This is a genomic window from Actinomycetota bacterium (assembly GCA_041658625.1).
Lineage (GTDB): Bacteria > Actinomycetota > JAHEXW01 > JAHEXW01 > JAHEXW01 > JBAZZW01.
This window is the reverse complement of the sequence record JBAZZW010000002.1, coordinates 158011-173115: the sequence shown is the minus strand read 5'-3', so window position 1 is coordinate 173115 and position 15105 is coordinate 158011. Positions and strand designations below refer to the sequence as shown.

At 55.9% G+C, this 15105-nt stretch carries 14 protein-coding genes; all 14 read right to left on the bottom strand.

Features of this window, described 5'->3' with window-relative positions; translation table 11 throughout:
- Positions 1-34: 34 nt before the first annotated feature.
- Positions 35-964 carry a transketolase family protein gene (locus tag WC891_05750; GenBank protein ID MFA5867450.1) on the bottom strand — a complete coding sequence of 310 codons (930 nt, stop codon included), beginning with the start codon at positions 962-964 and terminating at the stop codon, positions 35-37.
- A complete protein-coding gene (locus WC891_05745; protein ID MFA5867449.1) occupies positions 961-1818 on the bottom strand; it encodes a transketolase in 858 nt (285 codons plus the stop codon). Before WC891_05745 ends, WC891_05750 begins: the two co-directional genes overlap by 4 nt.
- Complete coding sequence (locus tag WC891_05740) at positions 1819-2601, bottom strand: DUF2993 domain-containing protein (GenBank protein ID MFA5867448.1); 783 nt, start codon at positions 2599-2601, stop codon at positions 1819-1821.
- Complete coding sequence (locus WC891_05735; GenBank protein MFA5867447.1) at positions 2598-3317, bottom strand: phosphatase; 720 nt, start codon at positions 3315-3317, stop codon at positions 2598-2600. The genes WC891_05740 and WC891_05735 overlap by 4 nt, the downstream gene beginning before the upstream one ends.
- Positions 3317-4415, bottom strand: a protein-coding gene (prfB, locus tag WC891_05730) for a peptide chain release factor 2 (GenBank protein MFA5867446.1) whose coding sequence is annotated in 2 segments (ribosomal slippage) — positions 3317-4345 and positions 4347-4415 — 1098 coding nt in all. Because the reading frame shifts where the segments join, the coding sequence is not laid out codon by codon here. The genes WC891_05735 and prfB overlap by 1 nt, the downstream gene beginning before the upstream one ends.
- A 4-nt stretch (positions 4416-4419) precedes the next feature.
- Positions 4420-7020, bottom strand: coding sequence for a preprotein translocase subunit SecA (secA, locus tag WC891_05725; protein ID MFA5867445.1), 2601 nt, complete (start codon positions 7018-7020; stop codon positions 4420-4422).
- A 66-nt stretch (positions 7021-7086) separates the two neighbouring features.
- A complete protein-coding gene (locus WC891_05720; protein ID MFA5867444.1) occupies positions 7087-7773 on the bottom strand; it encodes a type II secretion system F family protein in 687 nt (228 codons plus the stop codon).
- Positions 7770-8474, bottom strand: a complete 705-nt coding sequence (locus WC891_05715) for a type II secretion system F family protein (GenBank protein ID MFA5867443.1) — start codon at positions 8472-8474, stop codon at positions 7770-7772. Before WC891_05715 ends, WC891_05720 begins: the two co-directional genes overlap by 4 nt.
- Positions 8467-9564 (bottom strand): CpaF family protein, encoded by a 1098-nt coding sequence (locus WC891_05710; GenBank protein ID MFA5867442.1) that lies wholly within the window; start codon positions 9562-9564, stop codon positions 8467-8469. The genes WC891_05715 and WC891_05710 overlap by 8 nt, the downstream gene beginning before the upstream one ends.
- On the bottom strand, positions 9561-10799 hold the full coding sequence (locus tag WC891_05705; GenBank protein ID MFA5867441.1) for a hypothetical protein: 1239 nt from the start codon (positions 10797-10799) through the stop codon (positions 9561-9563). Before WC891_05705 ends, WC891_05710 begins: the two co-directional genes overlap by 4 nt.
- Positions 10786-11307: an RcpC/CpaB family pilus assembly protein gene (locus tag WC891_05700; protein MFA5867440.1), complete on the bottom strand. Its 522-nt coding sequence runs from the start codon at positions 11305-11307 to the stop codon at positions 10786-10788. Before WC891_05700 ends, WC891_05705 begins: the two co-directional genes overlap by 14 nt.
- 238 nt (positions 11308-11545) lie before the next feature.
- Positions 11546-12622, bottom strand: a complete 1077-nt coding sequence (locus tag WC891_05695; protein MFA5867439.1) for a hypothetical protein — start codon at positions 12620-12622, stop codon at positions 11546-11548.
- Positions 12623-12658: 36 nt separating this feature from the next.
- On the bottom strand, positions 12659-13411 hold the full coding sequence (locus WC891_05690) for a fumarylacetoacetate hydrolase family protein (GenBank protein MFA5867438.1): 753 nt from the start codon (positions 13409-13411) through the stop codon (positions 12659-12661).
- Between the two features lie 97 nt (positions 13412-13508).
- Complete coding sequence (gene cimA, locus WC891_05685) at positions 13509-15071, bottom strand: citramalate synthase (protein MFA5867437.1); 1563 nt, start codon at positions 15069-15071, stop codon at positions 13509-13511.
- Between the last annotated feature and the right edge of the window lie 34 nt (positions 15072-15105).

Here is a 15105-nt window from a genome sequence, read left to right as displayed (position 1 = left end):
TGGTTGTTAAAAGGTACTTGCTAACAGCTAAGTACTAACTGCCAACAACTAGTTGCCGGGCGGCTTCGACGATTGCTTCGGGCGTCAGGCCGAAATAAGGAAAGAGCTCCTCGAACGGCGCCGACTTGCCGAAGCGATCCTGAATCCCGACTCGTTTGACCGGAACCGGACTCTCCCCGCTCAGCAGCTCCGCGACCGCCCCGCCAAGGCCGCCGATTACGGAATGCTCTTCGGCGGTGACGACGCGTCCGGTTTTAGCGGCCGAGCCGAGAATGGTCTTGGCGTCCAGAGGCTTGATGGTAGCGGCGTTAATGACCTCAGCCTCTACACTGCCGCCTGCCAGAACCTCCGCGGCGTCCAAGGCCGCCTGGACCATCGAACCGCAAGCAATAATCGTAACGTCGGTACCTGGTCGCAAAATCTCGGCAACTCCCGGTTTGAATTTATATGAATCGTCGTAGATAAAGGGCGTTTTGGGACGGCCCATCCTGACAAAAACAGGTCCCGGGATATCCGCCGCCGCCCTTAGCATCTCGGCCGCCTGATAATAATCGGCCGGCACGAGCACCGTCATATTTGGCAGAACCCTGGTCAAGGCGATGTCCTCAAACGTCTGGTGCGTCGCGCCGTCTTCGCCGACGCTTATGCCGGCGTGTGTTGAACAAAGTTTGACGTTCAGGTTGGCATAGCAGGTCACGTTGCGGAGTTGGTCCCAGGCGCGTCCGACGCTGAAGACCGTAAACCCGCCGACAAAGACTGTCTTGCCCGAAGCGGCCAATCCGGCCGCTGTCCCCAGCATGTTCTGTTCGGCTACGCCGCAATCGAAATACCTTTCAGGGAAAGCCGCGCCGAACTTCTCCGTGCCGGTCGATTTGGCCAGGTCCGCGTCCAGAACGGCGATGTCTTTACCGGCTTTGCCCAGCTCGATCAGGACGGCCGGAACGGCTTCTCTGGTCGCTTTCATTCGCCGACCTCCTCGACGCAAGACAACTCGGCCAAGCCGCGCTCCAGCTCGTCGGCGTTGGGGGCCTTCCCGTGAAACTCGACTTTATTCTCCATAAACGACACGCCTTTGCATTTGACGGTGCTGGCGATGATGGCCGTCGGTTTGTCTTTCGCGGCGTCCGCGTCGGCCAGGGCGTCGACGATAGCCAAAACGTCGTGGCCGTCAATTTCCAGAACCCGCCACCCGAAAGCTTCCCATTTGTCGCGCAGAGGCCTGACATCCATGATGTCGCTGACAAAGCCGTCTATCTGCAGATTGTTATAGTCGACTATCGCGGTCACCCGGTCCAGCTTATAATGCCCGGCCAACATGGCCGCTTCCCAGACCATTCCTTCCTGGCTTTCTCCGTCACCCAACAAGACGTATACACCGTAGGGATTTTTATCTATCCGCCCGGCCAGCGCCATTCCGTTTCCCGCGCTAAGCCCCTGACCCAAAGAGCCCGAGGTGATTTCCACGCCGGGAACTTTGTTCATGTCCGGATGGCCTTCCAGTTTGCTGTCCAATTGTCTTAGGGTGTTCAGATCTTCAACCGGAAAATACCCGCTCTCAGCCAGAGCCGAATATAGGACCGGAGCCGCGTGGCCTTTGCTTAAAACAAACCTGTCTCTGTCCGGCATTTTGGGGTTGGCGGGGCTGTGTTTCATGTGGTGGAAATAGAGGACGGCGACGATGTCCGCCGCGCTTAGCGAGCCGCCCGGATGCCCGGATCGGGCGCGGCCGATCATTTCCAGGCAATGTTTTCTTAGGGTGTTGGCTCTTTCCTCAAGATAGCTCCTGAGTTCGCTTCGGCCGCTGTCTGGCTTACCCACTTACGTTCCTCCCACTGAGGTTTGTATGATAGCGTCCAACGATTCGATTGACGCTTCTATGGTCATCTGGCCCGGCGTTACTTTCACGCCCGTCAACGTCACTCCGTCCGGCAACTCCAGGACACGATAGTCTATCGACAGGGCGTCTCCCAGATAGTCCTTTACTTCCTGCGGCACCGCCAATTTATCGATATCTTCCGGGGCTGGCTTAAACGACAGGGTGTTATCCGGCAAGACCGAAACCGTCCCTGATACCGTAAACGAAAAACCGGGCAGCAGGTAGGGCAAGTCTCCCGTGTAGGCGATCTTGCCTTTCTCCAATTTAACCTTCGATCCGGGCAATTGGCCGCCTATTAAATCGTTAACCGCTTTCTCCGATAATACTACCCTGATTTGTCCCTCGTCTATACGTTCCACCGACAACTGCCGCGTGCGCAACAGATTCAGCATGTCAACCTTGACACCCTTGATCTGAACCTCAGCCGAATCGATCGTAAATCCCTCTTTGGCGTCGATATCCGACACTTTTACATAGACGTCATCGACCCTGCCTATGACCAGCTTGTATAGCAGCGGGTGCAGGCTGACGCGGACCGTCGGCGTTTCCCGCAATCTAAGACTTTGCCGCAGCTGATCCGCGATCAGATACCGGACTCTGATAGGCGTCGCGAACTCCACAAACAGCGAGAGTGTGGTGAAAAAAACAAGTAACAGCAGCAGGGTAACAAGACAACCGTGTTTCCTTGACGGTTTTGGCGCCGGTTTCGGGATTGCGTCCGTCACGACTGCCTCTTTGATTTCAGAAATTCATAAATACGTTCGGGAGAGGTGTTTAATATCCGTTCCGGCGGAAATCCGATCTTCTCCACCTCGTCCAGCGCCTCGTCCAGATGGCCGACTTGCGCCGACCAGTGAGCGTCACTCCCAAGAATTATGTCCTGTCCGGACTCGAACACCGCCCGGCCGATATCTCGAGACAGATCCTGGCCGCCCGGCCGGCTCATAACAAACGAACTGTTGTTCATTTCCATCAAGACGTTGTATTTGGCCGCCGCCTCGACGACTTTTTCCGGATCGACTGGAAACCAGGGATTGCCGGGATGCACGATCACGTGAACCAGTGGATTGCTCATCGCCCGGATAAGCGTAGTCGTGTTCCTCTTAATGTCATCCGATTCAAATCCGCATTTCGGGTGGAATCCGAACAGCACGACTTCGAGCGCCTCCAATGCGTGATCATCCAGGTCAAGATGGCCTTTGTCGTCAACGATATTGGCTTCTATCCCTTTAAAAACCCTGACTCCGTCCATCTCGTCAGGCAGAACCCGCAGGTTCCAGAAGTGGTAGTCGTGCGCCCCGCCGGGCAGCGCCGGTCCGTGGTCGGTAATACCGATCGCTTTCAGGCCACGCGCGGCAGCCACGGTAACGTTCTCGGTTAACGTGCTATAAGCGTGCCCGCTGTTTACCGTGTGGGTATGAAGATCGACTAATAGCTCCATTAAGCCTTGGCCTTTTTTAAATAAGCGTCGATGAAAACATCTAGTCCGCCGTTCATGACCTTCTGAATATCTCCGGTCTCCAAATCCGTCCGGTGGTCCTTCACCAACTGATACGGGTGGAACACGTAAGATCTGATCTGGCTGCCGAAGGCGATGTCGTTTTGCGCGCCCCGCAGCGCCGCGACCTTTTTCTCCTGCTCCTCGCGAGCCAGGTTGAACAGTCTGGCCTTAAGGATCTTCATTGCGCCCTGCTTGTTTTTAAACTGCGAGCGCTCGTTCTGACATTGGACGACGATACCCGTCGGAATGTGCGTGATCCTGACCGCGGAATCCGTTTTGTTAACATGCTGTCCGCCCGCTCCGCTGGCCCGGTAGGTGTCGATGCGCAGATCCTCGGGATTTATCTCTATCTTCGCGTCTTCGTCGACGATCGGGATGACGTCGACGGAGGCGAAAGACGTGTGCCTCCGCTTCGCCTGGTCATACGGCGATATCCTGACAAGTCGGTGAACGCCTTTCTCGCTTTCCAGCAAGCCGAACGCGTATTTTCCATAGAAAGACAAAGTGACGCTTTTTAAGCCGGCTTCTTCGCCGGGCTGATAGTCGTTGATCTCGGTTTTGAAGCCTCGCTTCTCCGCCCACATCAGGTACATCCTGAGCAACATCTCAGCCCAGTCCTGGCTCTCGGTACCGCCGGCGCCCGGGTGAATGCTCATAATCGCCCCGTTCCTGTCGAACTCGCCTGAAAAATGGCTCTCTATTTCCAGGCGATTTACGTCTTTGACCAGGGCAGCGAGTTCCTTTTCCAGCTCCGACGACAATTCGACGTCTTCCTCGGCCAGATTAAGTCCGTTCAGTTCGGATATTTCATCGGCCTCTTTGGCTAGACGGTCGATGACGGCTATCTCATTTTCTAACTGGGATAATTCGCTAGTGATGTCGCGGGCTCGGTCGGGCTTATCCCAGATTTCCGGCTTCTCGACCTCGCGTTTCAGCAGGGCCGCCCGCTCGGACTTTCCCGGCAAGTCAAAGATACTCCTTAAGGAGCGCGATCTTACCCTTTATGTCTTCGATTTCGCTGGAGTGATCTACATGCATATCGTTAGGCTCCGCAGCATTTCTTATATTTCTTGCCGCTGCCGCAGGGGCAGGGGTCGTTGCGGCCAACCTTATGCCCGCCCGAGCCGGATGGAGCCTGTCTCCTCTCCGGTTGGGGAGCCTTGCCCAGCTGGCTGTCCAGCGTCGGGCCAGTTTCTACCAGCGGCTGTTTTGCCCGTTCGACAGGCGCCCGCTCGGCCTCGCTGACCTGCAAATGGAATATGATCCGTACGAAGTCTTCCTTTATCGAGTCGATCATCGCGGAAAACATGGCAAAACCTTCGTTCTTGTATTCAACCAGGGGGTCTCTTTGGCCAATCGCTCTTAAGCCGATCCCCTCCCTCAAATAATCCATCTCGTAGAGGTGCTCGCGCCAAAGCCCGTCAATCACGTTCAGCATTACCATGCGTTCAATCTGTCGGAAAAGTTCCGGACCTACTTCCTTTTCCCGTCGCTCAAGCGCGGCTTTGGCGTCGTCCACAAACGTCAGGCTGACCTTTTCCGGGGAATCCGCGGCGATGTCTATGGCCTCTTTGCCGAAGGACACCGGGTAGAGCTGTTCGATATACGTCGTCAGGCCGTCCAGGTCCCACTCTTCCGGATGTGTCTCGCGATTGACATACAGCGCGACCGACTCCGAAATAATGCTCTCGATCGACTCGACTACATGTTCATGAATGTCTTCGCCGCCCAGCATCTGGTCCCGTTCTTTGTAGATTAACTCGCGCTGCGTATTCATAACGTCGTCGTATTCCAGAACGTGTTTCCGAATGCCGAAGTTCTGTTGCTCGACCTGTTTCTGGGCTGTTTCAATCGCCCGGTTTATCAGCGGATGCTCGATCGGAATGTCCTCCGGGAAGTTCATCCGTTCCATCAAACCGGCGATGCGGTCTTTGGCGAACAATCTCATGAGGTCGTCTTCCAAACTTATGTAGAATTGCGAACTGCCGGGATCCCCTTGCCGGCCTGAACGGCCTCGCAACTGGTTGTCGATCCGCCTGGCTTCGTGGCGCTCCGTGCCCAACACGTGTAATCCGCCAACGTCCGTGACGCCTTCGCCCAGCACGATATCGACGCCGCGGCCGGCCATGTTGGTGGCTATCGTGACCGCGCCCGCCTGGCCCGCCTCCTCGATGATGTGCGCTTCGCGCTCGTGCTGCTTGGCATTCAGGACCTCGTGTTTGACGCCCCGCTTGGATAGCAGACGGCTCAAGACCTCTGATTTTTCGATTGAGATCGTGCCGACTAGAACCGGCTGGCCTTGTTCATGACGGTCGGCGATATCCTCGATGACAGCATTGAATTTGGCCTCTTCGTTGCGGTAAATCAGGTCGGCCATGTCGTCGCGGACCATCGGCCGGTGAGTCGGAACGATAACCGTCTCCAGTTTATAGGTGTGCAGGAATTCGTCGGCTTCGGTGGCCGCGGTACCGGTCATGCCGGCTAACTTCTCGTACATCCTGAAGTAGTTCTGTAAGGTGATCGTCGCCAGCGTTTGGTTCTCTTCCTTGATGGCGACGTTTTCCTTGGCCTCGATGGCTTGGTGCAGACCGTCGCTGTACCGCCGGCCTTCCATCAGCCGGCCGGTGAATTCGTCAACGATAATGACCTCGCCGTCTTTGACAATATAGTCTTTGTCCTTCTTGAACAGGGCGTGCGCCCGAACCGCCTGGTTTAGGTGGTGGACAAGACCGGTATTGGCGAAGTCGTAAAGGTTGTCGATGCTGAGGTGGCCCTCGACCTTAGCGATGCCTTCCTCCTTGACCGAAATGGTCTGCGTTTTCTCGTCGACCTCATAGTCGACGCCGGTCTTCAACATGGGCAACAGGCGCGCGAACTGGCGATATGTTTTAGCCGCTTGCTCCGGCGCGCCGGAAATGATCAACGGGGTTCTGGCCTCGTCGATGAGGATGCTGTCGACCTCATCAATGATGGCGAAGCCGTGTCCGCGCTGAACTTTTTCTTCGCTGGACGTGGCCATGTTGTCGCGCAGATAGTCAAAGCCGAACTCCGAGTTGGTGCCGTATGTGATATCGGCTTGGTAGGCCTCGTCGCGGTAGACAGGACGCAGGTGAGCCAGGCTTTCATCCCCGGCTTCCAGGGATAAGTCCAGCATGTAAGCGGTTTCGTGCTGAAGCACGGACACCTTCAGGCCGAGGAAATCGTAAATAGGACCCATCCATTGGACGTCTCGTTTTGCCAGGTAATCGTTAACCGTCACAACGTGCACGCCCAGTCCGGCTAAGGCGTTTAAGTAAACAGCCAGCGTAGCCACCAGCGTCTTTCCCTCACCGGTCTTCATTTCGGCGATCTTGCCCTGGTGGAGAACGACTCCGCCCATTATCTGCACGTCGAAATGGCGCATGTTCATCACGCGCTTGGCTGCTTCCCGCGTAACAGCGAAGGCCTCAGGCAGAACGTCTTCCAGCGTCTCCCCGTTGACCAGTCGTTTCTTGAATTCTTCCGTTTTTGCGGTTAGTTGTTTGTCGGTTAGCGGAGCGATGTCCGGTTCAATCGAGTTGACCTTTTCTACCAGGTCTTCAAGCTGTTTAATCTGCTTGCCCTCGCCGAACCGTAGGATTTTTTCCAGTTGCTTAAAAGCCAAATCAATACCTCAATCCAGTAACAGAATGCCTTTTCAGTATAGCATAGGGCGCGTCTCTGAACCCGCCTAAATCAGGCTCACGACCAGCGGACCGGCGGTTAAAAGCATAAACGCGGGAAGAATCATGAAGACCAGAGGGAAGAGCATTTTAATCGGCAGCTTCTGGGCCTCTTCGCGGGCGCGGCATAGCTGCTTATCGCGCGCGTCGTCGGAAAAAGCGCGCAAGGCGGCGGCGATTGGCGTCCCGTACCTGTCCGCTTCCGCGAACAAACCCGCGAAAGCCTTCAGCTCTTTTGACGGCGAGACGGCCGCCGAGTTTAATAGCGCTTCCTGCCTGGCTGCACCGATCTCGATCTGCGCCAAGGCGGCGTCCAGCCGCTCGCGCAAAGGCCCGTTAGCTTCTTCAGCGGCTATCGGCAGGGCGCGGCTGATACTTATGCCCGCCTCGGCCAGGAGCGTCATCAGATCGGCCAGATCCGGCAGAGCCGCGTCAATGGCCGCGCCTCTTCTCTCCATTGCGGCCTGCCTGATCAGGGCGGGCGCCCGTGTTCCCACAAAGTATATCGGAATCAGAACGGCGTACGCGAACGGTTTAGGCAACAATATCACGCCGGCCAAACACGCTATAAGGCCGGCGCCCCGGGCAGCCGCGTCGGGCGCCCCTTCGGAAACGCCTCCCTGCCAAACCGGCCAACCATCAGGAACATAACGACCTACGCCGGCCAGCGCAACCAGCAGTTTATCCGGGTTCATAAGGAATCGGAGCCTGCCAGTCTGCGCATAACCAAAAATCCCCCGGCGTTAAGGGTCAATCCCGCTAAGACTACGGCCCACCCGGCCGGAGACGACAAAACGCCGCCAAGTCCCTGGCCGTTGTCCGCGGGAAAGAAGAGTAAGAACGCGACCGGCAGAGCGCCCAAAATCAACGACGAATACCTTGCCTGGGCGGTCAGCACGTTCTGTTCGCGTTTAGCCGCCTGTCTTTTGCGGACGAGCAAGGAGAGCGATTGGGCCGCGTTTGAAATATCGCCGCCGTATCTGGCGCCGGCCTTTAGTACCGCTACGGACATGGTCATCTCCTTTAAGTCAGTCTTTTTGGCCAGGCTGTCCAGTGAATTATCCAGCGATATTCCCGAATCCAGTTCTCTGTTGACCGCCCTCAGCTCTTCGCCCAAGGGACCGGGTATGGCTCGGGCGCCTTCACTGACCGCCTGTCTGACTGTTAACGACGCTTGCAGACAGGAGGCCGTTTGCCGCAGGAAAACCGGCAGTGTTTCTTCAATCTCTCGTCTCCTTTTTCTCTCGTCCGTTTTCCTTAGCAGCGGGCGCAAAAGCCGGCGCCCGTAATCTTGCGCCGGATCCACAAAGCGGACGATTGTCTCCTTTCCTGGCATTTTTTGCAGGATCAGGCAGCCAAAACCGACCGCCAGTCCCGCGGCAGCCGCTTTAAGCATCCACGGCCTCGGCGGAGACTTCCAAGATTTCCACCAGGCGCCGCCGCCCGTCCGGTCCCCTGGCAAGCTGAACAACAATATCGAGCGACGCCAGCAGAAGGTCACGCGCCGCTGCATGGGGCAGACCGACGCCGGCCATTAGAACCATGATTTCCAAGCGTCTGAGAGCGTCGGCGCACGAGTTCGCGTGGACGGTCGTCATCGATCCTTCGTGGCCTGTATTCATCGCCTGCAGCATATCCAGCGCTTCCCCGCCTCTTACCTCACCGACGATTATCCTGTCCGGTCTCATCCGCAAGGCGTTACGGACCAGGTCGCGAATGGTTACTTCTCCCTTACCCTCGTTGTTGGGCGGCCGGCTTTGCAGTCTGACCAAGTTCGGTTTTGGCAGTTTGAGTTCGGCCGCGTCCTCGATTGTTATCAACCTTTCCGAGTTAGCGATTCTGCCGGCCAGGGCGTTTAAGAAAGTCGTCTTGCCTGTGCCGGTGCCTCCTGAAACGACTATGTTCTTCTTCGCCCGTACGGCCCGGGATAGCCGTTTTGCCTGAGCCGCCGTCAAACAGCCTGATTCAACCATCTTATCCAGCGTTAAGGATCGGTCGGGAAAGCGGCGTATGGTGACAACAGGGCCGTCCAAACTGACAGGCGGGATAATTACATTGATGCGCGAACCGTCGTTAAGCCGTCCGTCAGCATACGGCTTGCTTTCGTCTACGCGCGCGCCGATCGGTGACAAGAATCTTTCGATAAGCCTGAAGATTTCCGTGTTCGACGCAAACCGTCTCTCGGCGGCCGATAACGTCCCGTTTTTTTCTATGTAGACACCGGTTGTCCCGTTAACCATAACCTCGGTAACCTCGCCGTCCTGGAAAAGCGGCGTCAGCGGTCCGTAAGCAGTGATCTCCTCTATCAAGCCGGCTTCTAGGGCCCGGACATCACCGGCCTTCATAATCAGTCGCTCGCGCTTTATATAGGCCGATAGAGCCTGTCTGATATCGGCCGGCGTCGGCCCGTCGCCTAAAGACTCGTGTCTCGAAGCGTAATAACGTTTAAAGGCTTCTTTAAACCCGCTGAAAGACTCGGTTGTCATCTAAAACCCCGCAGCCACGCCGGCCTGGACCGCGTCGCGAGTTGGTCGAAATGCCTGCACCGCTGGGCAACCGGTATAAGCGACCTGGTTATGGCCAGGTTTGTTCGGGCGGCTAAAATCTCTCCGTCCTTATCGAACAGGCGGCCCGCGCCCGCGTCCTCCGGAACCGCGGCTTCTACAGGCATCCCGCACAGCTCCGCCATCTTAGCGGGGGGAAAAGCGCCGCGCCGGTCAGCCAGGTTGACTATCAGCCGCCCGGCGTCGATTCTCCGTCCCAATATCCCCGCGCAACGCGCTCCTGTTTTGTCGGGCGTCGCGACAACATAAACATCATCGGCTTCCTCAAGAATCTCGGCGTCGCACAAAACTTGAGGGATATCGCAGATGACCACGTCAAAAAGGGTTTTTAGAATGCGGAGAATCTTGCGGACCGGCACCTTCCCCGTCTCGCTATCGTACTCGGCACAGGAGCAGGCCGCCGCGCCGGGAACCAGGCTAAAACCTGCCCGATGTTCGGTGATCACGTTGGCAATCTGGTCCGCTTCCAGCTCCTCGGCCACCTGCACCAAGTCCATCAACGACGGTCCGGAGTCGGACGCGCCTAAAGTAGCGGTCAACGATCCGTAGAGACAATCCATGTCGACCAGGCAGGTCCTGACCTTAGCGTGTTCGGCGATAATCCCGGCCAGTTGGGCTGCGATAAAACTCTTGCCTGTTCCGCCGTCTCCGCCCGTAATCAAAACGAGACAGCTTTCACCAGCGGTAAAATCACGACCGTCGCTTGCTACGCCATCCGCCATTCCGGCCGGAGCTTGCAGATTAGTTAGTTCACGACGGTTAACCGATTCTTCGCAATGTGTCTGGATTAGAGTACGGACTTCCTCGGCTGACGCGCCAAGAACAATAACGTCCCTTGCGCCCCGGCGTAAAGCCGCTTTGAGCTCGGCGAAATCCTTTGAATCCGTAACCGCAATGATTATGACTTCCGGGTTGGCAGCCATTGTTCGCTTAAGTTCGCTCTTCGACAACAATCCGAGCCACGCCGAGCTCACCAGCCAGACATCCGCGAGCGCCTCGTTCGCAATCTCCATAAATCCTTCAAGCGTTCTGGCCTCGCCCGCCATGATCAAGCCGTCGCCGCCGGTTACCGCGGCCTTTAGAAACTCGAATGCGTCCGGCGCGTCGTCGGCGATAAAAACTCTTCGTTCCCGGCCGGCTTCCTTAGATGTCCTCAAAGGTCGCCCCCTGCCCGCGAACCGCCGCGTCCGGTCCGGGCGGACAGACCGACAACCTTATCTGACCGTTAGCTTCACTAAAGGCTAGTTTCTCCGCTTCCGACGGCGAAACCTCAACAACAGCGATGCGTTTACTGGCGTCATATCTCAGCAGGCGGATCCCGCTTATAACCGTCCTGGTCATAGGCGCTCCATTCGGCCCGGCCGCAAACGACGCGATTACGTCTATCCTGTTGCCTTCACCTATTAATTCTAATGTCGCGTCCTCCGCGCTTGTCCTGATCGCGTAGCCCCGGCGACCACGCTCCGGTGATAAAGCCTCCGCGGTAGCGACTACCGGTTTTTTCCCCGCGACCTTAGATTGTTGCTTTGAGCCGCTGCCGCCTGCCGTGCTTGTCGACAGGAACGCGAGAATCAGAAACGTTATCGCTCCAGCGGCCGCCGCGTAAACCCAGGGAGGACGCGCGGCGATTTTCTTCCCGCTAAACGACAGGCTTTGTCTTTTCATAACGTTTATTATATACCTTAATTTTTCCAATCTGTCAAGGTCTTTGGGAGAAATAGAAGTTATGGAGGTGACGAACTACTTACTCTAATGGGAACAGGGATCGGCAATAACAATATTCCTCGACTAAGCCCGATCTAGGAATCAGGGCGCATGGAGAGGCGATATAGCGGTTCTCGATGACCCCCGCTACGCTCGAGGTCACTCGAACAATATTGAATATCCGGGAAATCGCAAGGTGTTATTCTTTCGGTTTCTTGGGTTTGGTGGCCCTTTTAGCCGCAGGTTTCTTCGGCTTCTCCGGCGCCTCGGCTGCCTCTGGCTTCTCTATAACCATCGGCACAGGCGGCGGCTTTGGCGCGGTTTCCGGAAGCTTCGCCTTGTCCTTGTCCTCTTCTCCGCCGCTTATTTTCATAAACGTCAGCGTCCAGACAACCGACCTGTATGTTTCCAGAACGCCGTTAAAGAACGACATGACAATAACCAGGAAGATTATGCCGATAAAGGCCAAAAAGACGACTATGAAGTTCTTGGCGGCAATACCAGACAACAGGGTAACGATCACCGGTATGCCGATCAAGAGGCCGGGTACCGCGAAGGCAAGTCCGGCCAAAGCGGAAATCAGCAAGACCAGCAAGAACATCAGGAAGGTCGCGGCAAACCTGCGGCGCATCAAATGCCAGCCGTTGCTGAGAGACGCGAAGACGCGCCCTTTTTCCAGCACTATATACCTGGTAGCGTAGATGGCGATCAAGCTCAGAACCGCGGCTACCAGGGCGATCAGGAATATGGCGAGGATAAAAACCGGGATGAGGCAAATCAAGCCGGCCACCGCCCCCGAACCGTTATTTCCTGACGAGGCCATCACAACAATGATTATTATGAGGGGAACAATAACCACGATGACAAGGCAGAAGATTATCAATCCGACGATTATGTTCAATCCGAAAACCCGCCAGAAATTCTTGGCGCCGATTTTGAAACCGTCTTTTAAAGACGTCGTCTCGCCGCGCTCAATCTTGGCCGCCGCGCCGACCAATCCGCCCGTCGCGATGATGGATAAGATCCATATAACCAGGCCTATGAGCATTAATACGGCCGCGATGATGAGTATCACCACAAGATAGGCTTCCGCGAAACCAGCCGCGCCGGTGGATACCGACGAGCCTTCATTCCCGTTAAACGAATAGTTTGTGGAATTGCTAAAGTTGGATCCGCCCGCGCCCAGCGCGATGAGAAATCCGAAAACCCAGAGGAACTTATGCTTCCAGGTAATCTGCCAGGCCCGCTTAATCACATCAAAGAAATCGAGGTTCATATCTCCTCCTTGTCTACTACTTGCTTAAATGGTAGTTCAAACGACCTTGTTCTTCAATGTGGCCAGGCCTTCGACGACCACGTCTATCTCGTCGCCCCTACTCATCGGCCCGACGCCCGGCGGCGTCCCCGTCATGATAACATCCCCCGGATTAAGTGTCATGATGCCGGTAATAAAGCTGACCAGCTTCGGGATATCGAAAATCATATTCTTCGTCGACGAAGACTGCTGGACCTCGCCGTTCAGGATTGACTCAACGGTCACGCCGCTGGGATCAAAATCCGTATCGATCCAGGGGCCGATCGGCGCGAAGGTATCGAAACCTTTTGCCCTCGTCCACTGCCCGTCTTTGCGCTGCAGATCACGAGCGGTCACATCATTCGCGCAGGTATACCCGAGGATAAATCCGGCCGCGTCTTCCTCCGCGACATGCGACGCCCGTTTCTTAATGACCACGCCTATCTCCGCCTCAAAATCTACTTGTTGTGAGGTTTCCGGATAGATAATCGCGTCGTCGGGCCCGATAATCGCCTCCGCCGGTTTTAAGAAAATTATCGGTTCCGTCGGGATGTCCATATCAAGCTCGCCGGCATGGTCCACATAATTCAAGCCGACCGCGACGACCTTTGTCGGTTCGCAGGGAGCAAGCAGCTTGACCTTGGCCAAATGAAACTCCCGGCCGGTTTTTTGCCATTTGGCGAAGGGATCGGGATTTATCGCGTAGACATAATCGCCGTCGATAAGACCGTAGGAGATATTCTGGTTATACAGGAAGCGGCAAAAACGCAAGCGGCCCTCTCTTCCGTCAGGTGATGCTAGTGATGGAGGTGATGGAGGTTAATATTTTCACTTTCATCACTTCACGATTCACTTCATCACTTCTTTCTTAACTTTTTTTGTGGGTCAGACCGTAGTCGATGCTGTCGACCAACGCCTGCCACGAAGCCTCGATGATATTTTCGGATACGCCGACCGTTGACCAGACTTGCTCGCCGTTACTGCTGTCGATTAAGACGCGGACCACGGCCCCGGTGCCTTTCTTCTCGTCCAGCACGCGGACTTTATAGTCGGTCAGTTCGATGTCGTTTACCTCGGGATAAGCGCGTCCTATAGCCATCCTTAACGCGGTATCAAGCGCGTTGACCGGACCGTTGCCTTCAGCCGTTTCCACGTATCGCTTTCCCTTACAGCCAAGCTTGATGGTGGCTTCTGTATTGACGCCGCCCTCGGCCGTTTTGTCCATGATGACGCGGAAGCTCTCCAGCTGGAAAAACGACGAGTAAGTCCCGGTCGACTTGCGGATCAGTATCTCAAAGGAAGCGTCGGCCGCTTCAAAATGGTAGCCGACGTGCTCCAGCTGTTTAACCGTGTTCAGAATATCCTGGACCTTTTCAGGCTCTTCGGTCAGGTCAAGACCAAGTTCCTTGGCCTTCATGACAACCGTCGATTTCCCCGACAGCTCGCTGACCAGGACGCGGCGGATGTTACCAACTAGGGCCGGGTCGATGTGCTCGTAAGCGTTGTGGCGCGTGAGCGCGCTGACGTGCAAGCCGCCCTTGTGCGCGAAGGCGCTCTCCCCGACATACGGCTGGTGGGTGTTCGGGCTAACGTTGGCGACCTCGCTAACAAAGTGGGACACCTCGGTCAATAAGGACAGTTGCTCCGGGGTAACGCATTGGATGTTTCGTTTCAGCGTAAGCCCGGGAATTATCGAGCACAGGTTGGCGTTACCCGCGCGCTCGCCGTATCCGTTAATCGTACCCTGGACCTGCGTAGCGCCCGCTTCTACGGCGACGATTGAATTGGCTACGGCGCAGTCGCCGTCGTTGTGGGCGTGAATACCGATGTCTGTCTTAAACTGGTTCTTGACCAGCCTGACGACACTGCTGATATCCGACGGCAGCGCCCCGCCGTTGGTATCGCAAAGGATCAAACAATCGGCGCCGACTTTATCGGCCGCTTGCAGCGCCTGAATCGCGTATTCGGGATTATAGTGGTACGCGTCGAAGAAATGTTCGGCGTCGAAAAAGACGATCCGTCCTTTTTCCTTTAAATACGCGATGGACTCGCCGATCATCTTCAGGTTTTCCTCGATCGTCGTGTTCAACGCGTGCTCGACATGAAAACCCCAAGTCTTGCCGACCAGGCAGACCGCCTTGGTCCCGGCGTCCATCAGGTGCTTTAGATTCTCGTCGTCGGCGACTTTGTTTTTTGGATGCCGGGTGCTGCCGAAAGCGACGATGGTCGCGTTGCTTAGCTCAAGCTTTTTAGCTTTCTCGAAATACTCGATATCTTTCGGATTCGCGCCGGGCCAGCCGCCTTCTATATAGTGGATGCCGAAATCGTCCAGGCGCTTGGTGATGCGCAGTTTGTCATCAACGCTGAATGATAATCCTTCGCGTTGGGCTCCGTCGCGTAATGTGGTGTCATAAAGGCTTGCTCTTATCATTCGCTAATTATAGGAGTAGTCAGGAACTTCAGTC

Coding starts and splice junctions, on each gene's coding strand:
- WC891_05750 (MFA5867450.1), bottom strand. CDS start 964: ATGAAAGCGACCAGAGAAGCCGTTCCGGCCGTCCTGATCGAGCTGGGC.
- WC891_05735 (MFA5867447.1), bottom strand. CDS start 3,317: ATGGAGCTATTAGTCGATCTTCATACCCACACGGTAAACAGCGGGCAC.
- WC891_05720 (MFA5867444.1), bottom strand. CDS start 7,773: ATGAACCCGGATAAACTGCTGGTTGCGCTGGCCGGCGTAGGTCGTTAT.
- WC891_05715 (MFA5867443.1), bottom strand. CDS start 8,474: ATGCTTAAAGCGGCTGCCGCGGGACTGGCGGTCGGTTTTGGCTGCCTG.
- WC891_05710 (MFA5867442.1), bottom strand. CDS start 9,564: ATGACAACCGAGTCTTTCAGCGGGTTTAAAGAAGCCTTTAAACGTTAT.
- WC891_05700 (MFA5867440.1), bottom strand. CDS start 11,307: ATGAAAAGACAAAGCCTGTCGTTTAGCGGGAAGAAAATCGCCGCGCGT.
- WC891_05695 (MFA5867439.1), bottom strand. CDS start 12,622: ATGAACCTCGATTTCTTTGATGTGATTAAGCGGGCCTGGCAGATTACC.
- cimA (MFA5867437.1), bottom strand. CDS start 15,071: ATGATAAGAGCAAGCCTTTATGACACCACATTACGCGACGGAGCCCAA.